Origin of the sequence: Burkholderia sp. MSMB1498 (assembly GCF_001526245.1) — a bacterium.
GTDB lineage: Bacteria > Pseudomonadota > Gammaproteobacteria > Burkholderiales > Burkholderiaceae > Burkholderia > Burkholderia savannae.
This window is the reverse complement of record NZ_LOYJ01000067.1, coordinates 218,793-244,537: the sequence shown is the minus strand read 5'-3', so window position 1 is coordinate 244,537 and position 25,745 is coordinate 218,793. Positions and strand designations below refer to the sequence as shown.

Here is a 25,745-nt window from a genome sequence, read left to right as displayed (position 1 = left end):
GAGAATCGCGAGGCAATCGTCGAGGCGGCGGTGCACGCCTTCCAGGCCGAGCGTCGCCGCGCGCGCGGCCGCCGGTTCGATCGCGAGCGGGATGCCGTCGAGACGGCGGCAGATCTCGCCGGCGAAACGTATTTCGGCGGACTGCGCGCCGGGCGTGCGCGGCCGCTGCCGCGCGTTCGCGCGCGCGAAGAACAGCTGGACGGCCGAATGCGCTGGAATGTCCGCGTCGCTCCCGCCGACGCTTCGTCGCGCGACGCGACCAAGCGCGTCACCGGAATGCGACGAGACAGCGACGCGCGGCACGCGCGCCCGAGCGCGCTCACACCGCCCAGCACGAGCAGCCGAGCGCGCCCCAGAAGCTCTTCAGATCGTCGACCGGCAGCTTGCTGCTCCACGCGCTCGCATGCCGATGCGCATGAATGCCGCAACGGTTCGCGCACGCGCACGCCTGCGCCGCCTGCCGGACCACCTGCTGCAGCGACGCGCCGCCTTCCTTGTCGCCCCACGCCGCATAGCCGCCGAACACGCGGGCGGGCGACCAGTCCGGCATCGCGGGCGGCGGCGCGCCTTCGTCGATGTCGGCGAACGGCCCCGCGCCGTAGACGACCTTGCCGCCGACGACGGTCAAGAGCGACGTCGTATCCGCGATGTCGGATTCCGGGCATGCGAAGAAATCGCGGTCGGGCACGATCAGATCCGCGAGCTGCCCGACCTGAATCCGGCCCTTCTTGCCGACTTCGTTCGAGAACCACGTGACGTTCTCGGTCCACATCCGCAGCGCGGTTTCGCGATCGACGCAATTCGCGCGCGGATAAAGCTGCGCGCCGCCGACCGTCTTGCCGGTGACGAGCCAAGCGAGCGACACCCACGGGTTGTACGACGCGACGCGCGTCGCATCGGTGCCGGCCGACACGTTGACGCCCTTGTCGAGCATCCGCCTGACAGGCGGCGTCGCTTCCGCCGCGGCCTGGCCGTAGCGCTCGACGAAGTATTCGCCCTGGTACGCCATCCGGTGCTGAACCGCGATCCCGCCGCCCAGCGCGGCGATCCGGTCGATCGATTCGTCGGAAATCGTCTCCGCGTGATCGAAGAACCAGTTCAGCCCGTCGAGCGGAATGTCGCGGTTCACGCGCTCGAACACGTCGAGCGCGCGGCTGATCGTTTCGTCGTAGGTCGCATGCAAGCGCCACGGCCAGCGATTCTGCGCGAGCACGCGCACGACCGCTTCGAGCTCGCCTTCCATGTCGGGCGAAAGATCGGGGCGCGGCTCGCGGAAATCCTCGAAGTCCGCCGCCGAGAACACCAGCATCTCGCCCGCGCCGTTGTGGCGAAAATAGTCGGTGCCGTCGTGGTATTTCGATGTCGCGGTCCAGTTCAGGAAGTCCTGCTTCTCTTCCTTCGGCTTCTGCGTGAACAGGTTGTACGCGAGCCGGATCGTCAGTTGATCGTCCTTCGCCAACTGCTCGATCACCGCGTAATCGTCCGGATAGTTCTGGAAGCCGCCGCCGGCGTCGATCGCGCCCGTCACGCCGAGCCGGTTCAGCTCGCGCATGAAGTGCCGCGTCGAATTCAGTTGATATTCGAACGGCAGCTTCGGCCCCTTCGCGAGCGTCGCGTAGAGAATCGCCGCATTCGGCCGCGCGAGCAGCAGCCCGGTCGGATTGCCCGCCGCGTCGCGCGCGATCCGGCCGCCCGGCGGCTCCGGCGTGTCCTTCGTATAGCCGACCGCGCGCAGCGCCGCGCCGTTGAGCAGCGCGCGATCGTACAGATGCAGGATGAAGACCGGCGTATCGGGCGCGACGGCGTTCAGCTCGTCGATCGTCGGCAAACGCTTCTCGGCGAACTGATGCTCGGTGAAGCCGCCGACCACGCGCACCCATTGCGGCGCGGGCGTGACGGCCACCTGGCGGCGCAGCATCGCCATCGCGTCGGCGAGGCTGCGCACGCCGTCCCAGCGCAACTCCATGTTGAAGTTCAGGCCGCCGCGAATGATGTGCAGATGGTTGTCGATCAGGCCCGGCAACACGCCCTTGCCTTGCAGGTCGACGATCCGCGTGTTCGCGCCCGCCGACGCGAGCAGTTCGTCGCCGCCGACGGCGACGAACCGGCCGCTCTTGATCGCGACCGCGCTCGCGGCCGGATTCGAACGGTCGAGCGTCGTGAAGCGACCGCGGTGCAGGATCAGATCGGGGGTGGCGTGTGCGGCGTGGTCAGCCATGGCGTTGCTCTCCGGATGACGAATCGGGGTGACGGGCGGCCGCGACCTGCGCCGGCGCGTCCGGCGCCTTCGGGCAAGTCGGCAATTGGCCGAACATGTGCGGCTTGACCTGGTGCTGATACCAGGAAGTCGACGTCTCGGCGTTGCTCAGCAGCCGCTTGACGAGCGGCGGCACCTGCTCGCCCGCGAGGATGCCGAGCAGGCCGACGAGTGCGATCACGGGCGGCGCCGGCGAGCGCACGTTGGAGACGCCGTAGATGATGCCCACGAGCAGCCCCATGGCGAGCGACAAGACATAAGCTTTCATGATGGGTAGTCCGGATGTAGTGGTCGTGTGCGTCGTCGGAACGTCGAGCTGGCGCGCGAGCGGTGAACCTGCGATCCGTTCGCGGGCGTCTCGATCGGTCGCGGCTGACTATCGCATTTGCGGGCGCTCGCGTATTGAACGTTTGTCGCCAGTTTTGAACGATAGCGACGCGACGCGTTCGCACGCGCACGCGACATCGAATGGCGCGAAGCGGCGATGCGGCGATGCGGCGATGCGGCGATGCGGCGATGCGGCGATGCGGCGGCATCATCGTCGACGGCGAGCAGTTCGCACGCAAGCCGACGCGCAACGTTCACCGGACTCCTCGCCAAGTTTGCGCACTATTGTTCAAGACGGCCGGACATCCACGCTCTAGCATCCATCCCGCAGCAGATCGTTCGAGTCGGCGCGCCCGCGTTTCGACTCGGCCGCCCGGCCTGAACGCGGCGCGCGGCGTCGGCGGCGTGCCGCGTTCGCATTCGATCCAGAAACGATGTGCGCGATCGCAGCGATCACAGCGATCGCCGCGCATCGAATGTCTTTGTTCACTCCCGCCCTGAACGGCGTCACCCCGGAGATTGTCATGTCCGACCCGAAGCTCGAAGTCCTCACTCCGCACAACTGCCAGATGATCTTCATCGATCAGCAGCCGCAAATGGCGTTCGGCGTTCAGTCGATCGATCGCCAGACGTTGAAGAACAACGTCGTCGGCCTCGCGAAGGCCGCGAAGATCTTCAACATCCCGACGACGATCACGACGGTCGAATCGGAATCGTTCTCCGGCTTCACGTACCCGGAGCTGCTCGACGTGTTCCCCGATCACAAGCTGCTCGAGCGCTCGTCGATGAACTCGTGGGACGACCGGAAAGTGCGCGACGCGCTGAAGGCGAACGGCCGCAAGAAAGTCGTCGTGTCCGGACTGTGGACCGAAGTCTGCAACCTGACGTTCGCGCTGTGCGCGATGGCCGAGGGCGGCTACGAGATCTACATGGTCGCCGACGCGTCGGGCGGCACCAGCAAGGAAGCGCACGACTACGCGATGCAGCGGATGATCCAGGCGGGCGTCGTGCCGGTCACGTGGCAGCAGGTGCTGCTCGAATGGCAGCGCGACTGGGCGCACCGCGAGACGTACGACGCCGTGATGACGCTCGTGAAGGAGCATTCGGGCGCTTACGGCATGGGCGTCGATTACGCATACACGATGGTCCACAAGGCTGCGCAGCGCACCGCGAGCGCGCACGAAGTGCTGGCGCCCGTTCCGGCTCGCTGAACCGGATCGGCCGGCGCGCCCGCCATGCGAGCGGACGCGCCGGCCGAATCCGATTGCCGATCGCCGATTGTCGATTGCCGATTGCCGATTGCCGATTGTCGATTGTCGATTGTCGATTGCCGATTGTCGATTGCCGATTTCGCTCGTTTCTCCGCAATCCGGCCGCGAGCAAGCGCGCGGCCGCTTCATGCATGCCGGCGCACGACGCTTCCGATCAACGCGTGCGCGATGGCTCGCGGCCCGATTCGAGCCGCCGCATTTGAGCAGCTCCATTCGAGCGGCCTCATTCAAGCGGCCCAATTCGATCGGCCCCATTCAAGCGACCGGAAAGATCGGCACGCCAGTCGATAGCCGCCACACGCCGGCGATCCGTCGCGCCGCAACCAGCTCGTCCCGGACACGGTCGCCCCGGCCATCGCCGACGCCCGACGCGCAAGCCCGGGCGCGATCCGTCAGCGGTCGAGCGCCTGCGGCATGCGTTCGGCGAGAAACGCGATGAACGTCTGCACCTTTCGCGAATGTCGCCGATTCGGCAGATACGCCCCATAGACTTGCGCGTCGCCGCCCGGCGGCGTCATGCGCCACGCCTCGAACAGCGGCAGCACGCGGCCCGCGACGACGTCGTCGTGCACGCGCCAGGTCGGCGCGAGCGCGACGCCCTGCCCGTCGAGCACGCCTTCACGCAGGATGTCGAGACTGTTCGCGGTCAGCCTGCCGCGAACCTCGACCTTCTCCGCCCCGCCATCGCGGCTGAACGTCCAGCTCTGCCGCCCTTGCCGATACGGAAAACGCAGACACCGGTGCGACGCGAGATCGCCCGGCGCGGCGGGCACGCCCATCTCGTCGAGACAACCGTGGCTCGCGACGACGATGCGCCGATTCTCCGTCAGCTTGCGCGCGACGACCGGCAAGACGCCGCATCAATGGCTGATCGAACGGCGCATCGACACCGCGAAGCATCTGCTCGCGCATGGCGACTGGCCCCTTGCGCGCATCGCGGCGCATTGCGGCTTTTCGAGCCAGAGCCATTTCAAGCAGGCGTTCGCGAAAATCGTCGGCGCGCCGCCCGGCGGATGGCGGCGGCGCGCACGCGCATGATCACGCGCGCGCCGCGCCTGGCCGGCGCGCTTCGACGAAACCCCGCTATTTCCGGTTCACACGACGCCACGCGGCGGGCGGCGTGCCAATCATGCTGGTGAAGACGCGCGTCAGATGCGCCTGATCCGAGAAGCCGCACTGGTGCGCGATGTCGGCGATCGGTTCGGAGTTCGAAAGCAGGCAGTGCTTCACGCGTTCGATCTTGTGCTCGAGCAGCCACCGGTGCGGCGTCGTGCCGACCGTTTGCCGAAACGCCTTGATGAAGTAGCTGCGCGACAAGCCGCACGCCGACGCGACCTGCGAGATCGGCACCTCGCCGGCGGCGTTCTCCTCGAGGATCGCCTTCGCGCGCTCCAGTTGCCAGTTCGCCAGCCCGCCCTTCGCGGGCGCGTTCGGCGCGGCCACGCCATATGTCTGCACGATGTGGATCTGCATCGCGCGCGCCACATGACCGGCGAGCAGCGGGCTGCGCGGCGAAGCGCCGGACGCCGCCGTCAGCAGCGCCCCGACGAGACACTGCAGCACCGCGTCGTGGCTGTCGTCCGGACATGCGAGCTCGCGAACGCCGCCCATTTGCATGTCGGCCGTCAGCTCGGCCAGCGTGCGCCGCGGCGGCACGTGGAACAGCATGTCGAACGGCCTTTGCAGATCGGCGCGAAACGGCTCGCCCTCCTGTCGGATTCGCAAGGCGATGCGCGCATCCCGACCCGGCGCGTCGTCGGCGCCCGGCGTCGCGCATGGCGTGCGCGCCGGCAGCGCCACGCCGATCAAGCAGCAATCGGCGGGCGGCAGGAACTCGACGACGCCGAAACCGCACTCCGCATGCCGCACGCGCGTCAGCACGACGGGCGCGTGTGCGTCGGCGCGCGTCTCGATCGTCTCGATCGCCGCGCCGCGAAACGCCTCGTGCGGCTCCATCGGGGCAAGATCAGTGCTGCTCATCGTCAGGCTCGGCAGTGTGCTCGCTTCGGTATCGGCAGATCGCCCCATGGCGGCTACTCCTTCGATCGGGTTAAGGATAATGGCCGATTGCATCCTTCGATAGAACAAAGGTGTCTTTTTTACAGAAACGTCGACGACGCTCGGTCCTCACCAGTTGTCATTCGCGCGCCATGCGCGCATCATCTTCGCACTTCGCGCCGCCGCCTCGCGCCGGCGGCCGTCGGGAGAAACGTCCCGCGATCTATACTTGAACAATCCGTCAGGACGGCAGGTGTCAGGCCGAGGCAACGCTTGCGCAAGCGCAGATCCGATGCCTCGCGCTCCTGGCGACGCGCACTCTTCGATGAATCACCTCCGAAATCTACTGGGGCATCTGAAGCATACCGACGACTTCGCCGCGTACCGGTTGCCGCACGACCTGGTCGAACGCGCGTCCCGCTACGGCTGCGTCGTCGAAGTCGATGCCGGCGCGACGCTGTGCGCGAGCGGCACGCGCAGCGACTATCTGTACATCGTGCTCGACGGCACGACCCGATGCGCGCCGCCCGCGCATCCGGCCACGCCGTGCGGCGTCGATCACGGCCCCGGCACCTTCACCGGCGAGCTCGACCTGCTGAACGACATCGCCTGCGAAACCACGGTGGTCGCGTCGTCCGCTTGCCGCCTCGTGCGAATCCATCGCGCCACGCTTGGGGTTCTGCTGGAGCGCGAGCCGGATCTGCGCGACTTGCTCGTGCGTCTTTTCCTGCTTCGCCGCATCGGCCTGCTCGCCTCCGGGCCTTCCGCCGCACCTGCCGCACGCGGCGCCCCGCGCGCCGGCCATCGCGATCCCGGGCGCGATCCCGGGCGCGACTTCGATGTGGCGATCGTCGGCAGCGGGCCGAGCGGCATGATCGCCGCCGCGCACGCCGCATCGAGGCGCCTGAACACGATCGTCGTCGAAGGTCGCCTGCCGTTCGGGATCGACGACGAATTCGCACGGGCCGACACGGCCGAGCTTCAGCGATTCGGTCCACGCCTGACGATCGGCAGCCGCACCGTGCGCCTCGACTGCGACGCCTACCCGTTCGGCCTCGTCGCCCGCGACGGCGAACGCATCGGCGCGCACGCGCTCGTCATCGCATCGTCGCTGCGCCCCGAGTACGACCCGCGGCTCGCGCGCGTCACGCTGCGCGCGAACACCGAATGGCTCGGCGGCGCCGTCGACGTGGACGACCGCGGATTCGTCCGCACCGGCCGCGCGGCGTCCGGCACGACCTTCGCCGCCGCATTCGAAACTTCGCAGCCGGGCATGTTCGCGATCGGCGAGGTGCGCGCCGGCCCGCGGCGCTCGGCCGTCGCCAACCTGTCGGAAGGCGCGGTCGCCGTCGAGGCAGTTCGCCGCTTCATCCGCGCGTACCCGGCCTGAGCCCGATCCGCTTCGGGCCTCGCGGCGGCTCGCGCAGCCGCTCACAACGCCTTCTCCATCGCCTTTTCTTCGTCGACGAGCAGCGCCGCCCCGATCAGCACCGGCGGCAACGCAAACGCCCATGCGCCGCCGATCAGATAAAGTCCCGCCGCCGCGCCGCATCCGAGTGCGAACGTCGCGACGGTCCACGCCATGTTCGCGAGCCGCGACGGCCCGCCTGCGCGCGGCACGTCGTCGCCGGCGAGGCGGTTCGACAGATGCAGCATCAGTTGCGTGACGGTGCCCGTCATCAGCGTCGTCGGCAACGCGTCCGGCAGATGCAGCCGATGCACCGCGTTCTGGATCGCCATCGCCATCACGAGGATCATTCCGGTCATGATCGCCGGCCACGCATCGCCGTCCGTGAAAGGACCGAGGCGGATCGCAAGCGCCGCGCCGATCGCGAGCAGCAGCCATTGTGCACCCAGCAGGATCTTCAGCGCCGGCGCGCGCGCACGCATCATCGAGCGCCGCGCGACGCCCGCCGCAAGCACGACGAGACAGAAGACAGGCAGCGCCAACAGCTTTGCGACGGCGCCCGTGCTGCCGGAGACGAGCGTCGCGCCGAGCGTGACGAAGTTGCCCGTCACGTGCGCGGTGAAGAGGCCCTGCAGCGCGAGAAAGCCGGCCGTATCGACGAAGCCGCCGTTGAACGTGAGCAGCGATGGAAGGTTCAGTTTCATTGCATCGGGTTCCTGAAGAAAGCAACGGATGCCGGCCGGCAGGCGATCCGCGCGAAATCGCTGCGCGCTTTAATCGCCGCGAACGGCCCGCGGCCGAACCGCGCGCGCGGGATGGCCCGCGCCGCGGCCGTCCGCGCACGGGCCGCCCCTGCGCGACGTCGTCACGCCCATTCCGCGGTGACTTCGATCGGCCGCAAATCGAACAGCAAGACCTCCGCCTGCCTGCCGTTCTCGATTTGCAGCGCCTGCTCGTCGCGAATCCGCGCGCCGTCGCCCTCTTGCAGCGCGACGCCGTTCACCGTCACCGATCCGCGCGCGACGTGCACGTACGCGAAACGCTGCGGCGGCAGCACGAACCGCTCGCTCGCATCGCCGTCGAACAGGCCCGCGTACACCCGCGCGTCCTGGCGAATTTTCAGCGAGCCGTCCTGCCCTTCCGGCGACACGATGAGGCGCAGCTTCCCGCGCTTGTCGCCGTCGCTCACGCTCGTCTGCTGGTAGCGCGGCTCGACGCCGCGCACCGCCGGCCCGATCCAGATCTGCAGGAAATGCACGGGCTGCGCCGACGAATGGTTGAATTCGCTGTGCGCGATGCCCTTGCCCGCGCTCATCAGCTGCACGTCGCCCGGCACGATCACGGAGCCCGTGCCCATCGTGTCGCGATGTTCGAGCGCGCCTTCGAGCACGTACGACAGGATTTCCATGTCGCGGTGCGGATGCATGCCGAAGCCGCGGCCGGGCGCGACGCGATCGTCGTTGATCACGAGCAGGTCCGAGAACCCGACTTGCGCCGGATCGTAGTATTCGGCGAACGAGAACGTATGGCGCGAGCTGAGCCAGCCGTGCTCGGCGCGGCCGCGTTGATGTGCTGCCCTGACTTCAATCATGATGACCTCCGTTTCATCGCGGGCGCTGCGGGTTGCGCGCCTCGTCGATCGATGCCTGCAGCTTACGTCAACTATTTTGATACATATATAAACAGAGAGATAATTACTGTCTCATATTGGTGGACAATCATGCAATTCGACGACCTCCGGATATTCGTCGCGACAGTCGAAGCGGGAAGCTTCACGGGCGCGGCCGACAAGCTCCTGCTGTCCAAGCAGTTCGTCAGCCGGCGCGTGATGGCGCTCGAGGCGTCGCTCGGCGTCCGGCTGCTCGTGCGCAACACGCGCAAGCTCGCGGTGACGGAGCTCGGCCAGGAGTTCCATGCGCGCGCGACGCGCATCCTCGCCGAGATCGCGGAAACGGAAGAAGCGATGTCCGCGCGCCGCGGCGACCTGCGCGGAACGCTGAAGATCAGCGCGCCGATGTCGTTCGGCATCACGCGCTTGTCGCCGCTGATCGCCGAGTTCCTCGTCCAGCACCCGGCCGTGCGGCTGCACGTCGAGCTGAGCGACCGCCACGTCGACCTGATCGGCGAAGGATTCGATCTCGCGCTGCGCATCGGCGCGCTGCCCGATTCGACGCTGATCGCACGCCGTCTCGGCGCGCTGCGGATGGTCGCGTGCTGCAGTCCGGCCTATCGGCGCAAGCGAGGCGCGCCGGCGACGCCCGCCGATCTGCACGCGCACGTCTGCCTGCTGTACGGCCAGGAAGGCCGAACCGGCTGGGAGTTCGCGATCGACGGCGCGCGCCGCACATTCGAAGTGCAAGGCGCGCTGCTCGCGAACAACGGCGACGTGATCCGCGACGCGGCTGTCGCGGGGCTCGGCATCGCGCTGCTGCCGCACTTCATCGTCGAGCCCGCGCTGGACGCGGGCCAGCTCGTGGCGGTGCTCGAGCCGTTCGCGCAGGCGCCGCTGCCCGTCAACGCCGTGTATCCGCAGCATCGGCAAGACATGTCGGCCTGCCGGGTGTTTCTCGGATTCATCGAGGAGCGGCTGCGCGAGCGCTTTTCCCGGTGAGCGGCGGCGACTCGGGCGGTTGGGCGGTTGGGTGGTTGGGTGGTTGGGTGGTTGGGTGGTTGGGCCGTTGGGCCGTTGGGCCGTTGGGCCGTTGGGCCGTTGGGCCGTTGGGCAGTCGGGCAGTCGGGCAGTCGGGCAGTCGGGCAGTCGGGCAGTCGGGCAGTCGGGCAGTCGGGCAGTCGGGCAATCAAGCAGTCAAGCGGTCGGGCGGTTGATTGGGAAGCCGGGCCATTCGGCCGTTGTGTGGCGCTTCCCCGCCTCCCGATTCCATCGCATCGACCGAGATGTCCGGGACGACACGGGAAGGTCATGCTCCGCGCCGCTCCCACCATTCCCGCCACCGGCGCGCTTCGTGAATGCGGCCCGAGCGTGCGCTCTCGACCATCAGGCATCGCGCAACGAATCTGCCGATAGTTTCGCTCTGCTGCTGAACGAGCGGCGCGAAGCGGCCTCCATCGCCCAAGCGACGGGCATGTTCGCGCGCTGACCGCGCCGCATCGAGAATCGAGAATCGAGACGAACGCGTCCCCGCATGCGGTTTCAGATCATCGAAACCATCCGACCAAGCCCGCCGACGAATCCCGGGACCAGCGTCGGCGCGGCGGCGCTCGACCGCAGCCAGCACGGCGAGCGCCCGACAAAGCCCTGAAACCCAGGCATTTCGGGCGCTCGTCGCATCGCCGGAATCACGCCCCGCGCGTCTTCTCCTGCAACGCGCGAATCCGCATCACGGCCGCGGTGTCGTGCACCGCCGATTCGTACAGCTGCGCGAGATCGTGCTTGAGCGCGGCGCGCGAACCGCCGTCGAGATACACCATGTGTCCCGACGGATAGAACCGCGCAGACAGGTTCCGCCGCACCGTCGCATCCTCGAGCGGCATCTGCTGAAGATCGAGCACCGTCTGATAGAACGGCGTGACGAAATCGTAGAAGCCGTTCGCCGACAGCACCTTCAGATCGACGTTCAGCGCCATCGTCGCCGCGAGATCGCCCGCCGTGTAGAGGATCACGTTGCCCTTCGCGTCGACGCCCTGCTGCGCGCCCGTCGGATCGATGTGGCCGAAGTCCCAGAACTTGAACGCCTGATCGTTCAGGTCGGCGAACGACGAGTTCGACGTGTACTTCAGCTGCTCGTTCAGATACGAGTTCCACATCGCCGTGTAGACGCCCGACACGGCCGTCATCGTCGGATCGTTGCCGCCCGAGTTCGGATCGATCTTGCCCGCGATCCCCGATTCGATCCCCGTCACGCGGCCGTCGTATGCGCCGAGCGCGAGGCCGCTCGCCTTCAGGAGCGTCGTCAGGAAGAGCGCGTTGCCGCGCGTGTCGTAGCTCGCGACGTCGAGGCTCCACGACAGGAGCGTCGTCGTGTCGATGCCGGTGTAGCCGGACAGCTTCTTGACCACCGCCTCGTCGGGCTGCGGGAACTTGCGCAGCGCGTCGAGATAGCCGGTGCGCGCGAACTGCGCGACCTCCTCGACGAACGCGCCGAGATCGGCCGGCGCCGGCGCGACGCCGAGCCGCTTGTGATACCACGCGTCGGCCGCGGCGGTCGGCAGCGCGCCCACCGGATTGCCCGCCTGCTTGTAGTCGAGGATCGACGATTGCAGCGTGATCCCGTTCAGGTCGACGCCGTCCTCGTGCAGCTTGTAGGCGAGCACGCAGCTGCGCGCGGTGCCGTACGATTCGCCGAACAGGAATTTCGGCGAATTCCAGCGGTTGTTCTTCGTCAGAAAGCGCTTGATGAACTGCTTGATCGAGTTCGCGTCCTGGTCGACGCCCCAGAAATCGCGGTTCTTGTGCGGCGCGACCGCCGCCGAGTAGCCGGTGCCGACCGGATTGATGAACACGAGGTCGCTCTTGTCGATCAGGCTGTCCGGATTGTCCTCCATCCGGTACGGCGCGGGCGGCGTGAAGCTCGGCATCGACGTCCTGATCCGCCGCGGCGCGAACGAGCCGAGCAGCACGAACACCGCCGACGAGCCCGGCCCGCCGTTGTAGAAGAACGTGACCGGCCGCGTTTGCTCCTGCTGGCCGTCCTGCGTGAACGCGACGTAGAAGATCTTCGCGTTCGGCTGCGAACTGCTCGCGTCGACGGTCACGAGATGGCCCGCCGTCGCCGTGTACGCGATCGTGCGGCCGTCGATCTGGATCGTGTGATGCGTGATCGCGGCGGCCTCGGTCGTGTCCGTCACCGAATCGTCGGGGCCATTGCCGTACGCGACCGGATCGAAGAACGGCTGGTCGCCGTCGCGCTTCGGCGCCGCGACGATCGGCGGCGGCGCGTGAACCGAAGCGGAAGCGCCATGATGGAGCGGCTGCGTGCCGCCCGAAGAAGTCGAATCGATGCTCATCGTGCTGCTCCTTCTGGTTCTATTGGAGGGTGCATGAACGAATCGTCAATCGTGCCAAACCGTTTGCCGCCGATCGCGGCCGCGCGCGCATCGCGAACGGCCGGTCACGTCGAGCCGGCCCCGGGGCCGGCTTCGCGCAATGCGCGGCCGCCGCCTTTGCCGTCGCCGCCTCGCCGCAACGGCGAAGCGGCGAAGCACAGCCGTGATGCCGGAATGCCGTGATGCCGGAATGCCGGCGTCACCGCACGGCGAGCCGGAAAGCCCCGACATCGCCGCCGCGTCGGCCGTGCGACATCGCGGCCCGCCGCGTCGTCGCCGCGGCGACGAACGGCCCGCCGGCATGATCGATGCGCCGCGCGCCGACGCCGCCGGAGCGCCGCGACCGGAACCGCCTCTACCGATCCCGCGCCGCCAATCTCGAATGGCGCCGCGCGCGCGTCAAGCGCCGCGACGCCGCAGCCTGCGAACCGCCGCGCCGGATGCGGCGGCGCGGCGGCCCGCGACGCACCGCCAGCCGTCGCATCGGCCCGCGATCACCCCGTGGCGCCGCTCTTGAGCGCCGCCACGACCTTCGCGCCGTCCGGGCTGCCGAGCCCCGTGCATGCGTCCCAGCCGGGCGTCGCCGCGTACGCGCCGTTGTCGCCGACCGTGACGTCGCGCAGCGCGCCCGCGTTCCGGTACAGCTTCGGGTTGATCCAGCCCGCGGAACTGCCCACCGCCGCGTTGATCCGCGCGACGAGCGCGGCCCAGAGCGGCGCGACGGCGCTCGTGCCGCCCATCACCGCCGACGTGCCGCCGACGAGCACCTCGTAGCCCGTCGCAGGCGACGCGTCGCCCGCGACGTCGGGCACGCCGCGCTTCGCGAGCGGCGACGCGGCGCCGCCCCGCGCGAGCGTCGCGCTCAGCCCCTTCTGCCAGTCCGGCAAATCGAACACGTCGCTCACGCCGCCGCCCGTCGAACCGCCGCCCGCCGCGTCGTCGTTCCATACGACCTCGCTGCGGATGCCCTGCCCCGGCAGCGCATCGAGCCGCGTGCCGCCGCACGCGAGCACGTACGGGCTCGACGCCGGAAAGTCGACGTGGTTCGCGCCGTCCTGCACGCCGTCGGCCGAGCCGGCGTCGCCGGACGCCGCGCACACGGTCACGCCGAGCGCCGCGGCCGACTGCAGCACGCGGTTGAACGCCTGCAGCGATTGCGACGTCCACGCGGCCTCCGGGCCGCCCCAACTGATCGACACGACCGACGGCCGGTTCGTCGTGTCGTGCACCGCCTGGTTGACCGCCTGAATGAAGCCCGCGTCGCTGTTCTGCGCGAAATAGACGGCGAGCGTCGCGCCGGGCGCGATCGCGCCCGCGACCTCGAGATCGAGCGCGACTTCGCCGTCCGGCCCGCTCGGGTCGCCCGTCGGCGCATTGCGGCCGGCGCCGACGTTCACATCGACGAGCTTCGGCTGCCGAGCGAGCCCGAGGCCGCTGAAATACTGCTGGATCTCGGCCGGCCGATACCCGCCGCCGAGCTCGACGATCGCGATGCACTCGCCCGCGCCGTCGCCGGGCGGAAAACCATAAAGGGATGCGAGCTGCGGCGGCGTGTAGGTGACGGCCGCGCCGCCGCGCGCCGGCTGGAAGGTCGGCCGCAGCCGGAAATGCGGCCGGGCCTGCGGACGGTTGTCGAGCCCGAGCACCGCGGTGACGACGTCGTGCAACTCGTCAGGCAGCGCGATATCGCCCGTGCGGCCGCGATACTGGCCGATCGTCCGGTGCTCGAAGCGCTGCAGTTTCACGCCGAACGCCGCCTCGAACTGCGCGATCGTGCCCGACAGCACGACGAGGCTCTCGACCGGATCGACGCGCGCGACCGTCAGGCCGTGCTGCTTCGCGAACGCCTCGACTTTGCCGACATCGTCGGGGTGCGCGCAGAAACGCTGCGCGAACGCTTCGCGCGAAACCGGCTTCGCGTCGGGATCGCCGCTCGCGAGGCCTTGCAACAGCGAATCGAGGTGCTGCTCTTCCTGCCGCCGCAACATCACCACCACACGGATCGTCTCGGCCGGATCGCACGGACCGATGCACGTGGATTCGGCGACGATCGGCGGTTCGTTGCCGGCGTGAAGATGCCTTGCCATATTCGAGTCCTCCAGAAGCCGTGATAACGGGTTGCCAGGATTCGGACACGGTCGCGCGATCGCAGTTCCGGGCGGTATGTCGGACGGCGCACACACGCCGTCGACAGGACCGTGCGACAGTACGGCAGAGCAAGTGTAAAGCACGCGCGGCGATCCTGTATCGGCCTCTCGAGCGTTCGCGAAGGCGTGCGCCGGCGCATTCGCGAAGTTCGGCGCGGCGCGGCGTGCGTGTGCGTGTGCGTGTGTGCGTGCGGCGCGCGCGTGTGGCGCAACGCGCGCGCGGCGCGCGGATGCCGGCATTTCGCGGTTAGTTGCTTCGCACGCGCGGGCGGCTTCGCGCGTCGCCGCCGGAGCCGATGCCGGCGCTCGCGCGCGGCAGGTCAGTCGATCGACAGTCGCAGCGCAAAACCGAGCAGCACGGCCGAAAACGTCCAGCGCTGCGCGGTCTGCGCAAGCGGATGCGCGCGCAACCATCCCGCGATGCGCGCCGCGCCGGCGACGCACGCGAGATCGAAGCACAGGCCCGCGAGCACGAGCACGGCACCGAGCGTCGCCATTTGCACGATCACCGGCGCGCCGCCCCGTTGGACGAACTGCGGCAGCAGCACCGAGCAGAACAGCAGCGCCTTCGGATTCAGCAGGTTGGTGAGCAGGCTTTTGACGAACGTATGGCGCAGCCGCGCGGCGGGCTCGGCCGCGCCGTCGTCGGACAGCGCGAACGCCGGCGAGCGGAAGATCTGCACCGCGACGTACGCGAGGTACAGCGCGCCGCCGTAGCGCACGGTCTCGTAGAGCCACGGCGCGCTCTTGAGGAGCGCGGCGACGCCGCACGCGGACAGCGTCACGTGCACGGCGCGCGCGAGCCCGAGCCCCGCGGCGGCGGCCGCGCCGTGCCGCGCGCCGCGGCCGATGCCCGTTTGCAGCACGAACGCCATGTCCGGCCCGGGCACCGCGTAGACGGCGACGACGGCGGCGATGTAGACGAGCAGCAAATGAGCGGAAAACATGGTCAAGCCCGGATTCGGAAAGGGTTCCATGTTGCCCCTGCTCAACGAGGGTTATTTGGCTAATTTAGCCTTCAAGCACGACGGAATTATTGGAATACACTACTAGAAACCGATTTTTTAGAGCATCCCCACACCATGATCGATCTCGACAAAACCGACCGCGCCATCCTCGCCGCAGTGCAGCTCGACGGACGCATTCCGGTCGCCCGCCTCGCCGACTCGGTGGGGCTGAGCGAAACGCCGTGCGCGCGCCGCCTGAAGCGCCTCGAAAGCGACGGCTACATCGAGCGCTATCGCGCGCAGATCTCGCGCAACGCGCTCGGCTTCGGCGTCATCGCGTTCGTGCTGCTGCGCTGCGCGGTTCACGATCGCGGCGTCGCCAACCGCTTCGAGCGCGAGGTGCTCGGCATTCCGCGCATCCTGTCGTGCCACAACGTGTCGGGCTCCGCCGACTATCTGCTGCAAGTCGTCGCGCACGATCTCGACGATTACGGGACGTTCCTGCGCGAGACGCTGCGCGTGCTGCCGGGCGTCACGTCGATCGAGTCGGCGCTGTCGCTGCGCGAGGTGAAGCGCGAGGCCGAACTGCCGATTCCATGAGCGCCGGCGAAGCGCGCGGCCACCGCCGGGCGCGGCACGGCGCCAACGCGCGCGGCCGAGCGGCGCGCATGCCGGCTATGACGCCGCGGGCGCGGCATCCACTATCATGCGTATTCCCCGAAACGCCGCCGAACCCGCCCCAATGAACGAAGCCGCCCCGATCCGCCTCGAACGATTCGTCGCCCGCCCGCCTGCGCAAGTCTGGGCGGCGCTCACCGAGCCTGCGGCGCTCGCGCGCTGGTGGGCGGCGGGCGACGTGAGCCCCGCGCACGGCCACCGGTTCACGCTCGACATGGGCCCGTGGGGCAAGCAGCCATGCGAAGTGACCACGGTCGAGCCGGAGCGCCGGTTCGCGATCCTGTTCGCGCAGGGCACGCTCGACACGACGATCACCTGGCGGCTCGCGCCCGAGGACGGCGGCACGCGCGTGTTCTTCGAGCATGCGGGCTTCGATCTGGACGCGCCGCAGGCGCGGATCGCGTACGAAGGCATGGCGCGCGGCTGGCCGTCCGTGCTCGCGCGGATCGAACAGGCGATCGGAGGCTGACCTCGCGCCGCCCTGCGTCCGCCCGTCGCGCCGCCGGAGAATCGCGCCCCCTTTGAGCGCTGTCATCAAACTGCCTGATCGCGGGCGCTAGGATCGAACGGTCAGTCATATCAAGGGCCGTCATGAACCACCCTCTGTCCGCCGCGACCAGCGAAGAGCTCGGCCGCACCCGGCATCTGGGCATCGCGCTTCTCGTCACCCTCGTCGCGGCCGGCGCCGCCTACGTGCTCGTCCACCTGTTCGCGGATCTCGCGCCCGTCGGCGAGCACACGGCTCTCCCCTACCTGCTGCTCGGCGTCGCGCTCGCGATCGCGCTCGGCTTCGAATTCGTCAACGGCTTTCACGACACCGCGAACGCGGTTGCGACCGTCATCTACACGCATTCGCTGACGCCGAACGTCGCCGTCATCTGGTCGGGCATCTGGAATTTTCTCGGCGTGATGGCGTCGACTGGCGCAGTCGCGTTCGGCATCCTGCAGTTGCTGCCCGTCGAACTGATCCTGCAAGTCGGCCACGGCGCGGGCTTCGCGATGGTGTTCGCGCTGCTGATCGCGGCGATCGCGTGGAATCTCGCAACCTGGTATTTCGGCCTGCCTTCGTCGAGCTCGCACACGCTGATCGGCTCGATCATCGGCGTCGGACTCGCGAACCAGTTGATGCACGGCTCGTCCGGCACGAGCGGCGTCGACTGGGCGCAGGCGGCGGGCGTCGGCAAATCGCTGCTGTTCTCGCCGATCGTCGGCTTCCTGTGCGCGGGCCTGCTGCTCGCCGTGCTGAAGGCGCTCGTGCGCGTGCCCGCGCTCTATCGCGAGCCGCGGACGAACGAGCCGCCGCCGCTCTGGGTTCGCGGCCTGCTGATCCTGACCTGCACGGGCGTGTCGTTCGCGCACGGCTCGAACGACGGACAGAAAGGCATGGGGCTCATCATGCTGATCCTGATCGGCACCGTGCCGACCGCGTATGCGCTCAACAAGGCGGTCACGCCCGGCGAGACGCAGACGTTCATCGCCGTCGCGCATCGGGCGTCCGAGGCGCTTGCGCGCTACGCGGGCGACGCGCCGCCGTCGCCGAACCCGCGCGCCGACGTCGAGGCATACGTGCAGTCGCGCCGCCTGAGCGGCACGACGCTGCCGGCGGTCCGGCAGTTGTCGGACGCGCTCGCGGCCGAGGTCGGCGCAACGGGCTCGATCGCGACAGTCCCCGAGGGCCAGGCGGACAACGTGCGCAACACGATGTATCTGGTGTCCGAAGCCGTGCGCCTGATGGAGAAGACCGGACAGCCGGCGTTCGCGCCGCAGGACCGCCGCGCGCTCGACGACTATCGCAAGCAGCTCGATCACGCAACGAAGTTCATTCCGACCTGGGTCAAGGTCGCGGTCGCGATCGCACTCGGTCTCGGCACGATGGTCGGGTGGCGGCGCATCGTCGTGACCGTCGGCGAGAAGATCGGCAAGCAGCATCTGACCTACGGGCAAGGCGCCTCGGCGGAAGTCGTCGCGATGCTGACGATCGGCGCGGCGGACGCGTACGGGCTGCCGGTATCGACGACGCACGTGCTCTCGTCGGGCGTCGCCGGCACGATGGCCGCGAACGGCTCGGGGCTGCAATGGAGCACCGTGCGCAGCCTCGTGCTCGCCTGGGTGCTGACGCTGCCCGCCTCGATCGTCCTCGCGGGCGCGCTCTACTGGGGCTTCCACGCGCTGGTGTGACGCCGGATGACGGCTCGCCGCGCAAGCGCTCCGCATGAATTGCGGCGCAAGATTCGGAGCGCGACGCATCGACCGTTTCGCTAGACTGGCCGCATCGATCCATCCACGATGCAGCGAGGAAACGCCGATGAATGCGACGTTCGAACCACCCGCGACGCCCGCCCGCGCACACGACTCGGCGCACGCCCCGGTTTTACCCGTCGCATCGCGCGAGGCCGCGCTCGCGCAGCGAATCGACGCGCTCTCGTGGCGGCCGATCGAACAGGCCCTCGATCGCGACGGCCACGCGATCGTCCGCGGCCTGCTCGCGCGCCGCACGTGCGAAGCGCTCGCCGCGCTCTATGCGCGCGACGCGCTGTTCCGCAGCCGCGTGACGATGGCGCGGCACGGATTCGGGCGCGGCGAATACAAGTACTTCGGCTATCCGCTGCCGCGCTTGATTCAGGCGCTGCGCACGGCGCTCTATGCGCACCTCGCGCCGATCGCGAATCGCTGGCACGCGCAGATGCGCATCGATGCACGCTTTCCTCTCGAGCACGAACGATTCATCGAGCGCTGTCACGCCGCCGGACAGTTGCGCCCGACGCCGCTGCTATTGCGCTACCGCGAAGACGATTACAACTGCCTGCATCAGGATCTGTACGGCGAGCACGTGTTTCCGCTGCAGGCGGCGATCCTGCTGTCGGAACCCGGCGCCGATTTCACGGGCGGCGAATTCGTGATCACCGAGCAACGGCCGCGCATGCAATCGCGCGTCGACGTCGTGCCGCTCGAGCAAGGCGACGCGGTCATCTTCGCCGTGCACCATCGTCCGGTGCAAGGCGCGCGCGGCCCGTACCGGGTGAATCTTCGGCATGGCGTGAGCCGCTTGCGCGCCGGGCAGCGGCACACGCTCGGGATCATCTTTCACGACGCGTTGTGACACCCGCCGCGGGAAAGCACGCCGTATCGGGCCATGCATGCGCATCGATGCGCATGCCCCTCGACCTTTCCGATCTGCAAACGCAAAGCAGCCGACTCGAATGAATTGGTTGCGCACGCATCCATTTACCGGGACGCATGCGCATCGCACGAACATTCGATGCGACGGCGCAACCGCGTCGCCCGCACACGATTTCGCCATCGCGCCGACATGCGCCACGCGATCGCGCGGCATGCCCGCCCGTAAGAAACGCGCAACAGATTCGAAAGACTGTAACCATCGACAAGCGAGATTCGACAAGCGAGATTCATCAGGACAATTGACGATAGCGTCGAGCGGACGATCTCCTCCACGAAGGCGCACACGCATTTCGAATGTGCTAACGCGCCGTCGAGAAACGAAGCAAACGCGCCCGTCAGTGTTCGGCATCACCCCGTTCGGCAATTTGCCTCCATTCGCTGCCGCCGCTCGCGGCACCTATTCGCTACTCTTTCGGGCAGCCAGGATCGGCCGCGTTCGCGCGACGATCGTTAGCCACCGAAAGCCTCGCAGCATCGCTCGACGTGCGCCGCCCGTGTTTCTGAACGAAGGTGGAACCATGCGAAATTTCTTCGATCTGGTCGGACAAGCGGCGTGCCGCACGCCCGACGCCGAGGCACTCGTCGCGCGCGACGCTCGGCTGACCTATCTGGCGCTCGCCGCGCTCGGCCTGTCATTCGCCGAGCGATTGCGGGCGCTCGATATCGCGCCGGGCGAGCGGCTCGCGATCTTTCTCGACAAGCGCGTCGAGGCGGTCGTCGCGATGCTCGGCGCGGCCGCCGCGGGCGTGGTGTTCGTGCCGATCAATCCGGTTCTCAAGCCCGAGCAGGTCAATCACATCCTCGTCGACAGCGGCGCGCGCTGCCTCGTCACGTCGTCGCTGCGCGCGCGGATTCTCGGCGACGGCGTGCCCGCGAACATGCCGTACGTGATCCTGACCGACGCAAAAACGCAAGCGCCCGCGCCGCCGTCGCGCACGACGTATCTGCGATGGATACAGGCCGACGCGCCGCCCGAATCCGCGGCGCTCGCGCGCGCCAACGCGCAAACCTCGCTGCAAGCTGACACGATCGATACCGATCTCGCCGCGCTCCTCTACACGTCGGGCTCGACCGGCCGCCCGAAGGGCGTGATGCTGAGCCATCGCAATCTGCTCGAAGGCGCATGGAGCGTCGCGCAATACCTGCGCCACACGGCGGAGGATCGCATTCTCGCGGCGCTGCCGCTCAGCTTCGATGCCGGCCTCAGCCAGCTCACGACCGCGTGGGCCGCGAGCGCGACCGCCGTGCTGGTCGACTATCTGATGCCGGCGGACGTCGTCGACGCCTGCGTGCGCGAACGCATCACCGGCTTCGCGGGCGTGCCGCCGCTGTGGGCCCAGCTCTCGCGCGCCGCATGGCCCGACGACGCGCGCGCGCGACTGCGCTATTTCGCGAACACCGGCGGCCGCATGCCGCAACCGGTGCTGCGCGCACTGCGCGCGCTCTTCCCGAATGCGTCGCCGTATCTGATGTACGGGCTCACCGAAGCGTTCCGCTCGACCTACCTCGATCCCGCCGAAGTCGATCGCCGCCCCGATTCGATCGGCAAGGCGGTGCCGAACGCGCGGGTCCTCGTCGTGCGCGACGACGGCTCGCCGTGCGCGCCGAACGAGGTCGGCGAGCTGGTTCATGTCGGCGCGTGCGTGACGCTCGGCTATTGGAACGATTCCGAGCGCACCGCGTTTCGCTATCGGCCGTCGCCCGAGACGAAGCCGGGCGGCGCACGGCGTGAGACGGCCGTCTGGTCGGGCGATCTCGTGCGCCGCGACGACGACGGCTTCCTCTATTTCGTCTCCCGTAACGATGCGCAGATCAAGAGTTCCGGCTACCGGATCAGCCCGGAGGAGATCGAGGACGTCGCGCACGCGAGCGGTCTCGTCGCCGAAGCCGTCGCGCTCGGCGTGCCGCACGACGAGCTCGGCGAGGCGATCACGCTCGTCGTCGTGCCGCTGTGCGCCGAATCGTTCACGCCCGACGCGCTGCGCACGTGGTGCGCGAAGCAACTGCCGCCATACATGGTGCCGCACACGATCGCGGCGCGCGCGTCGCTGCTGCGCAATCCGAACGGAAAATTCGATCGCGTCGCGCTGCGCGCGGATGCCGCAAATCTCGTCGAATCGCTCTGACGGCCGGCCGCGCCGAGCGACCGTCGACGCGCGGCGCTTCGGGCGGTCGCGCCGCGCCGACCACGCCTCGCCGCGCCGCGCCGCGCGGTTCGATGCACGATGCGCGGGGCACGACCGTTGCCCGCCGCCGCATTCCGCCCGCCCGGCGTGCTGCAGCGCAATCACGGCCCGCAAGCGCACGCTCGGCAGCGGTGGCGTGGTCGCATCCCGATCGCTTCGGGTCCCGCCATTTCCCGGCGCCGGCTTGCGTTCCGCCACGAATATATTCGCTCCGCCATATTCCGGCGGAAAACAAGAATTCACCGCGCATCTAAAATCCTGATTCCACTCGAATATCCACTCGACACCATCCTTCACTGACAGCGAGTTGCCGAAACGATACGGCACTTACTGACGCATGCACAAAGACTTGTTCATGCGAAAATGAAATGAACTCGTCTATTGCATCGCACCAACGGTTTAAATTTCCGGCCGCCGAACCGGACGCGTCATGCCCCGCGGCCTCTCCTGCCGGATCGTTGCAGGCAGCGAAAAATATCCGAGCCGTTGAGATAAAAATATCGAACGTCATGCCGGAATAAATCTCAGATAATCCGAACGCCGCTCTTGCAATCGTTATTGCATTTGATATTATTTCCGGACAATTTCTACGTCATTGCGTTATCCGATTTTCATTGGCGACGCGTCCCCAACCCGGTACACGGCACTTCCGAAAGTCTTGATTTTCAATAACGGGGGCATGCAAATTGAGCAGGCTGCTTCAACGCGAATATCGAACAGGTGGAGACGACGGTGCGGGGTCGTCGTCCGGAGAAAGCGCTTCGACACCCACGTTCTCCGCCACCTTGCCGGAATCGCGCGACGTCCGCACGCTGATCGAGACTTTCAGGCAGGCGGCGCTGCAGATCGGCTATCAGCATCATGCAATCGTCGAGCTGACGGGCGCGTCGCATCCCGCGTCGATCAACGTCATCTCGCTGCACTATCCGTCCGAGTGGGTCGAGCACTATACCCGCAACGACTACTTCAACATCGATCCGGTGCATCGCGCGGCGTTCCGGTACAGCACGCCGTTCTCGTGGAGCGACATCGCGACGTCGAATCTGCGCGAGCGGCATCTGCTGACGGAAGCGGAGGACGCGGGCCTCGACCACGGCATCAGCATCCCGCTGCACCAGCCGCTCGGGCGCGTGCTGCTGGTCAGTCTGTCCGGCACCGCGCCCACGCACGACGCCGAGGCGAAGTGGCGCAACGCCTATCTGCTCGGCATGCAGTTCAATCTGCAGTTCCAGAGCATGCGGACGTCCCGTCCCATTCCGCCATCCGTTCACCTGACGGATCGCGAGCAGATATGCCTTACTTGGGTCGCGCGCGGCAAATCGTCGTGGGTCATCGCGAACATGCTCGACATCTCCAAGTACACGGTCGACTTCCACATCGAGAATGCGATGGACAAGCTCAACACGCGCAGCCGCACGTTCGCCGCCGTGAAGGCGACGCGGCAAGGGCTCATTTTTCCATGAACGCGCGCCTCGCCCCGATGCGTTAGCGCCGCCCGCATCATGCGCCGCCTCGCGCCGACGCGATGCAATCGATCAATTGCATCGCATTCCTGATCGAGCCGCGGCCGCCGTCTTTCCGAACGCCATCGCCGTCGCCATCGCCGCCGCCGTGCAGCGGCGAGGCCGGCCCGCATTCGTCGCCTGCAAGACGAGCGCGGCGAATCGCGGCGTCGCGGAACGGCCGCGGCCGCCGCACGCGCGTTCCTCGCAACCGCCACCGTTCATACGCGATCGCACGGGCCCTCCCTTCACCCCGGCGATCGATTCATCGGAGAACCAAGCGCCATGTCATACATCATCGCGGGCCGATTGGACGAACTGCCGCCCCACGTCCAGACCGATCTCGGCGCGTATCGCTACGACGTGTTCGTCCGTCGGCTCGGCTGGACGATCGCCGGCCACGCGCACGACGATCGTGCGGAATGGGACGAATTCGACGGTCCTTCGACGATCCACGTCGTCGCGCTCGACGATGCGCGCGGGATCTGCGGTTATGCGCGCTTGCTGCCGACGACGGGCCCGTATCTGCTGCGCGACGTATTTCCGCATCTGCTCGGCTCGGCGCCCGCGCCGCAATCGCCCGCGGTCTGGGAGATGTCGCGCTTCGCCGCATCGCGCCGGCGCCGCCGCACGACGGAGCGCCAGCCGCTCGGGATGGACTTCTTTCCGTCGGTGCTCGCCGTGGCCGCGTCGCTCGGCGCGACGCGCGTGGTCGGCGTGATGTCGCTGTCGATCGAGCGCCTTTACCGGCGCTCGGGCATCGCGCTGCAGCGCCTCGGCAACGCTGCGCCGTCCGCCGACGGCGGCGTTTCCGCATGCTCGGTCGATTTGCCGCGCCTCGCGTTCGCGCCGTTCGGCCGGTCGCAGTGCGCGTCGTGTCTGTCGATGCATTGACGTCGACGCGAGCGCGTCGCGGCGAGACGCGCGTCTTGTCGTTTTTGCCGATTTCTGCGCGCTCGACGCCCAATACGCGCGTTTGCGCCACGGCTCGCCGTTCGATGCCGCTTCGACGCGCCGCGATGCCACGCGCCGTCGAATTCGATGAACGCCTCTAACTTCGCCGGCCGCCAGTCGCGGCCGGCGACCGCGAACCCGCCGCGCGCTCCATGAATGCGCGGCGCTCGTCTTCCAGCGAGCCGCGCGCCCATGCGCCGCTGCCGCGCCGCCTCCGGCGCGAGTTCGCGCGTTGCGCGCAACCGCGCGTTATCGCACTGCGCACCACGCGAGCGACGCCTCGCGCCCAGGTTCCGCTCCGCTAGCGATCCAGCACCCCATCGACGTCCGCGTCACTCCGTCTTGACTCGGTTCCGATTTTGAACCTACGATCCAATCAATACATCACGCGATGTAACATTCGTCGATGGATAACTGACCGTCGACCCAACCGGAGCGTCACGACATGTCCCATCCGAATCCCGCTGCGGGCGCGTTGCTCGCCGAGCCGCTCACGTTGCCGAACGGCACCGTGCTGAAGAATCGCGTCGCGAAATCGGCGCTGAGCGAAGCGCTTTGCGGCCACGACGGCCGCGTGACGCCCCAGCTGATCGCGCTTTACCGGCGCTGGTCGAGCTCGGGCGCGGGGCTCCTCGTCACCGGCAACGTGATGATCGACAGCAAGGCGCTCGGCGAGCCCGGCAACGTCGTGATCGAGGACGAACGCGACCTGCCGCGGCTGCGCGAGTGGGCCACGGCCGCGAAGGCGCACGGCAGCGAGATCTGGATGCAGATCAATCACCCGGGCAAGCAGGCGATGCGCGGGCTCAACGAGCAGACCGTCGCGCCGTCGGCGATCGGCTTCGGCCCGAAGCTGGCTCGGTATTTCGCGGTGCCGCGCGCGCTGACGAGCGCCGAGATCGACGATCTGATCCGGCGCTACGGGACGGCGGCCGCCGTCGCGCAAAAGGCCGGCTTCACCGGCGTTCAGTTGCACGGCGCGCATGGCTACCTGATCAACCAGTTCCTGTCGCCGAAGCACAACCAGCGCACCGACGAATGGGGCGGCAGCGCGGAGAACCGCCGCCGCTTCGTGCTCGCGGTGTACGCGGAGGTGCGGCGCCGAGTCGGCCCCGACTTTCCGGTCGGCATCAAGCTCAATTCCGCCGACTTCCAGCACGGCGGCTTCACCGAGGACGAATCGCTCGACGTGATCCGCGCGCTCGCGCAGGCGGGCATCGATCTGATCGAGATCTCCGGCGGAACCTACGAGGTGCCCGTGATGCAGCTCGGCGACCGCAAGGCGTCGACGATCGCGCGCGAGGCGTATTTCCTCGCTTTCGCCGAAAAGGTGCGCGCGCAAGTGAAGGTGCCGCTGATGGTGACGGGCGGCTTCCGCAGCCTCGCCGGCATGGAAGCGCCGCTGCGCGGCGGCGCGCTCGACCTGATCGGCCTCGGGCGCATCCTCGCGATCGAGCCCGACGCGCCCGCGCGCCTGCTGCGCGGCGAGGAAACGCTGCACCGCGTGAAGCCGCTCAGCACCGGCGTCAAGTACTTCGACAGCCTCGGTTCGCTCGAGGTGACGTGGTACACGCGACAGCTCCACCGGATCGGCAAGGGCCGCAATCCGATTCCCGACGAGAACGCGCTGAAGTCGTTCCTGTTCGATCTGTCGTCGAAGGGCTGTGCGATCTTCAAGGCGCGCCGCCTGCGTGCTTCGTCATCCGAAACGTCGGCGGCGCACCGCTCGGGGACGTCGGTCGTCGGCGGTCAGCGGCACGACGCGCATTGAGCTGTACGACGCGCATTGAGCGGGGCGAGTCGCGTCGCGCGGCGTCGCCGGTCGGCGCGATGACGATACCGATTGACGATGCCGATGACAATTGCGATGAGATGACGATGACGCG

General features: G+C 68.1%; 19 protein-coding genes and 2 pseudogenes. 12 read left to right on the top strand and 9 right to left on the bottom strand.

From position 1 onward, the window contains the following. Positions 1–319: 319 nt before the first annotated feature. Together WS91_RS14920 and WS91_RS14915 are read right to left on the bottom strand one after the other, a co-directional pair. Complete coding sequence (locus tag WS91_RS14920) at positions 320–2,218, bottom strand: amidohydrolase (protein ID WP_059670497.1); 1,899 nt, start codon at positions 2,216–2,218, stop codon at positions 320–322. Beyond that, positions 2,211–2,525, bottom strand: a complete 315-nt coding sequence (locus WS91_RS14915) for a XapX domain-containing protein (protein ID WP_038743822.1) — start codon at positions 2,523–2,525, stop codon at positions 2,211–2,213. The genes WS91_RS14920 and WS91_RS14915 overlap by 8 nt, the downstream gene beginning before the upstream one ends. Before the next feature lie 583 nt (positions 2,526–3,108). Here WS91_RS14915 and WS91_RS14910 point away from each other — a divergent pair. After that, positions 3,109–3,795: a hydrolase gene (locus tag WS91_RS14910; protein ID WP_038743905.1), complete on the top strand. Its 687-nt coding sequence runs from the start codon at positions 3,109–3,111 to the stop codon at positions 3,793–3,795. Positions 3,796–4,247: 452 nt separating this feature from the next. On the opposite strand, the pseudogene WS91_RS14905 reads toward WS91_RS14910, so the two are convergent. Next, a pseudogene (locus tag WS91_RS14905) lies at positions 4,248–4,700 on the bottom strand (substrate binding domain-containing protein); the annotation flags it as partial. Here WS91_RS14905 and WS91_RS14900 point away from each other — a divergent pair. Then, positions 4,690–4,893: pseudogene (locus tag WS91_RS14900) on the top strand (helix-turn-helix domain-containing protein); the annotation flags it as partial. The pseudogenes WS91_RS14905 and WS91_RS14900 overlap by 11 nt on opposite strands. A gap of 45 nt (positions 4,894–4,938) precedes the next feature. Here the strand turns inward: WS91_RS14900 and WS91_RS14895 are convergent. Further along, entirely contained in the window at positions 4,939–5,835 is an 897-nt protein-coding gene (locus WS91_RS14895) for a helix-turn-helix domain-containing protein (protein ID WP_059670533.1), read from the bottom strand. A gap of 343 nt (positions 5,836–6,178) precedes the next feature. Here WS91_RS14895 and WS91_RS14890 point away from each other — a divergent pair, with 343 nt between their 5' ends. Then, positions 6,179–7,243, top strand: a complete 1,065-nt coding sequence (locus tag WS91_RS14890) for a cyclic nucleotide-binding domain-containing protein (protein WP_059670495.1) — start codon at positions 6,179–6,181, stop codon at positions 7,241–7,243. A gap of 41 nt (positions 7,244–7,284) precedes the next feature. Here the strand turns inward: WS91_RS14890 and WS91_RS14885 are convergent, their stop codons facing one another. After that, a complete protein-coding gene (locus WS91_RS14885; RefSeq protein ID WP_059576021.1) occupies positions 7,285–7,965 on the bottom strand; it encodes a YoaK family protein in 681 nt (226 codons plus the stop codon). 161 nt (positions 7,966–8,126) lie between these two features. Beyond that, positions 8,127–8,852, bottom strand: coding sequence for a pirin family protein (locus WS91_RS14880; protein WP_038743814.1), 726 nt, complete (start codon positions 8,850–8,852; stop codon positions 8,127–8,129). Positions 8,853–8,981: 129 nt separating this feature from the next. Between WS91_RS14880 and WS91_RS14875 the strand changes: the two genes are divergently transcribed. Next, positions 8,982–9,872, top strand: coding sequence for a LysR family transcriptional regulator (locus WS91_RS14875; RefSeq protein ID WP_038743812.1), 891 nt, complete (start codon positions 8,982–8,984; stop codon positions 9,870–9,872). A 686-nt stretch (positions 9,873–10,558) separates the two neighbouring features. Here the strand turns inward: WS91_RS14875 and WS91_RS14870 are convergent. The 3 genes from WS91_RS14870 to WS91_RS14850 form a co-directional block, all read right to left on the bottom strand. Further along, positions 10,559–12,226 carry a S10 family peptidase gene (locus tag WS91_RS14870; protein WP_059576027.1) on the bottom strand — a complete coding sequence of 556 codons (1,668 nt, stop codon included), beginning with the start codon at positions 12,224–12,226 and terminating at the stop codon, positions 10,559–10,561. Positions 12,227–12,759: 533 nt separating this feature from the next. Then, positions 12,760–14,352: a S53 family peptidase gene (locus tag WS91_RS14855; RefSeq protein WP_059576033.1), complete on the bottom strand. Its 1,593-nt coding sequence runs from the start codon at positions 14,350–14,352 to the stop codon at positions 12,760–12,762. 380 nt (positions 14,353–14,732) lie between these two features. Beyond that, complete coding sequence (locus tag WS91_RS14850; RefSeq protein ID WP_059670532.1) at positions 14,733–15,359, bottom strand: LysE family translocator; 627 nt, start codon at positions 15,357–15,359, stop codon at positions 14,733–14,735. A 135-nt stretch (positions 15,360–15,494) separates the two neighbouring features. Between WS91_RS14850 and WS91_RS14845 the strand changes: the two genes are divergently transcribed. From WS91_RS14845 to WS91_RS14805, 8 genes are all read left to right on the top strand, one after another. Next, positions 15,495–15,959, top strand: a complete 465-nt coding sequence (locus tag WS91_RS14845) for an Lrp/AsnC family transcriptional regulator (protein ID WP_038743804.1) — start codon at positions 15,495–15,497, stop codon at positions 15,957–15,959. Between the two features lie 142 nt (positions 15,960–16,101). Further along, a complete protein-coding gene (locus tag WS91_RS14840) occupies positions 16,102–16,506 on the top strand; it encodes an SRPBCC family protein (protein WP_038743802.1) in 405 nt (134 codons plus the stop codon). A gap of 122 nt (positions 16,507–16,628) precedes the next feature. Further along, positions 16,629–18,215, top strand: coding sequence for an inorganic phosphate transporter (locus tag WS91_RS14835; protein ID WP_059647511.1), 1,587 nt, complete (start codon positions 16,629–16,631; stop codon positions 18,213–18,215). 127 nt (positions 18,216–18,342) lie between these two features. Beyond that, positions 18,343–19,137 (top strand): 2OG-Fe(II) oxygenase, encoded by a 795-nt coding sequence (locus tag WS91_RS14830; RefSeq protein ID WP_038743798.1) that lies wholly within the window; start codon positions 18,343–18,345, stop codon positions 19,135–19,137. Between the two features lie 598 nt (positions 19,138–19,735). Continuing rightward, positions 19,736–21,343: an acyl-CoA ligase (AMP-forming), exosortase A system-associated gene (locus WS91_RS14825; protein ID WP_059670493.1), complete on the top strand. Its 1,608-nt coding sequence runs from the start codon at positions 19,736–19,738 to the stop codon at positions 21,341–21,343. Positions 21,344–22,188: 845 nt separating this feature from the next. Continuing rightward, on the top strand, positions 22,189–22,866 hold the full coding sequence (locus WS91_RS14820) for a LuxR family transcriptional regulator (protein ID WP_038743794.1): 678 nt from the start codon (positions 22,189–22,191) through the stop codon (positions 22,864–22,866). 324 nt (positions 22,867–23,190) lie between these two features. Then, positions 23,191–23,799, top strand: coding sequence for an acyl-homoserine-lactone synthase (locus WS91_RS14810; RefSeq protein ID WP_038743790.1), 609 nt, complete (start codon positions 23,191–23,193; stop codon positions 23,797–23,799). Positions 23,800–24,304: 505 nt separating this feature from the next. Then, entirely contained in the window at positions 24,305–25,630 is a 1,326-nt protein-coding gene (locus WS91_RS14805) for an NADH:flavin oxidoreductase/NADH oxidase family protein (protein ID WP_059670491.1), read from the top strand. Positions 25,631–25,745 lie beyond the last annotated feature (115 nt).

Bases quoted from the DNA above. Each gene is read 5' to 3' on its own strand.
- WS91_RS14920 (WP_059670497.1), bottom strand. From the start codon at position 2,218: ATGGCTGACCACGCCGCACACGCCACCCCCGATCTGATCCTGCACCGC.
- WS91_RS14915 (WP_038743822.1), bottom strand. From the start codon at position 2,525: ATGAAAGCTTATGTCTTGTCGCTCGCCATGGGGCTGCTCGTGGGCATC.
- WS91_RS14910 (WP_038743905.1), top strand. From the start codon at position 3,109: ATGTCCGACCCGAAGCTCGAAGTCCTCACTCCGCACAACTGCCAGATG.
- WS91_RS14895 (WP_059670533.1), bottom strand. From the start codon at position 5,835: ATGAGCAGCACTGATCTTGCCCCGATGGAGCCGCACGAGGCGTTTCGC.
- WS91_RS14890 (WP_059670495.1), top strand. From the start codon at position 6,179: ATGAATCACCTCCGAAATCTACTGGGGCATCTGAAGCATACCGACGAC.
- WS91_RS14885 (WP_059576021.1), bottom strand. From the start codon at position 7,965: ATGAAACTGAACCTTCCATCGCTGCTCACGTTCAACGGCGGCTTCGTC.
- WS91_RS14880 (WP_038743814.1), bottom strand. From the start codon at position 8,852: ATGATTGAAGTCAGGGCAGCACATCAACGCGGCCGCGCCGAGCACGGC.
- WS91_RS14875 (WP_038743812.1), top strand. From the start codon at position 8,982: ATGCAATTCGACGACCTCCGGATATTCGTCGCGACAGTCGAAGCGGGA.
- WS91_RS14870 (WP_059576027.1), bottom strand. From the start codon at position 12,226: ATGAGCATCGATTCGACTTCTTCGGGCGGCACGCAGCCGCTCCATCAT.
- WS91_RS14855 (WP_059576033.1), bottom strand. From the start codon at position 14,352: ATGGCAAGGCATCTTCACGCCGGCAACGAACCGCCGATCGTCGCCGAA.
- WS91_RS14850 (WP_059670532.1), bottom strand. From the start codon at position 15,359: ATGTTTTCCGCTCATTTGCTGCTCGTCTACATCGCCGCCGTCGTCGCC.
- WS91_RS14845 (WP_038743804.1), top strand. From the start codon at position 15,495: ATGATCGATCTCGACAAAACCGACCGCGCCATCCTCGCCGCAGTGCAG.
- WS91_RS14840 (WP_038743802.1), top strand. From the start codon at position 16,102: ATGAACGAAGCCGCCCCGATCCGCCTCGAACGATTCGTCGCCCGCCCG.
- WS91_RS14835 (WP_059647511.1), top strand. From the start codon at position 16,629: ATGAACCACCCTCTGTCCGCCGCGACCAGCGAAGAGCTCGGCCGCACC.
- WS91_RS14830 (WP_038743798.1), top strand. From the start codon at position 18,343: ATGAATGCGACGTTCGAACCACCCGCGACGCCCGCCCGCGCACACGAC.
- WS91_RS14825 (WP_059670493.1), top strand. From the start codon at position 19,736: ATGCGAAATTTCTTCGATCTGGTCGGACAAGCGGCGTGCCGCACGCCC.
- WS91_RS14810 (WP_038743790.1), top strand. From the start codon at position 23,191: ATGTCATACATCATCGCGGGCCGATTGGACGAACTGCCGCCCCACGTC.
- WS91_RS14805 (WP_059670491.1), top strand. From the start codon at position 24,305: ATGTCCCATCCGAATCCCGCTGCGGGCGCGTTGCTCGCCGAGCCGCTC.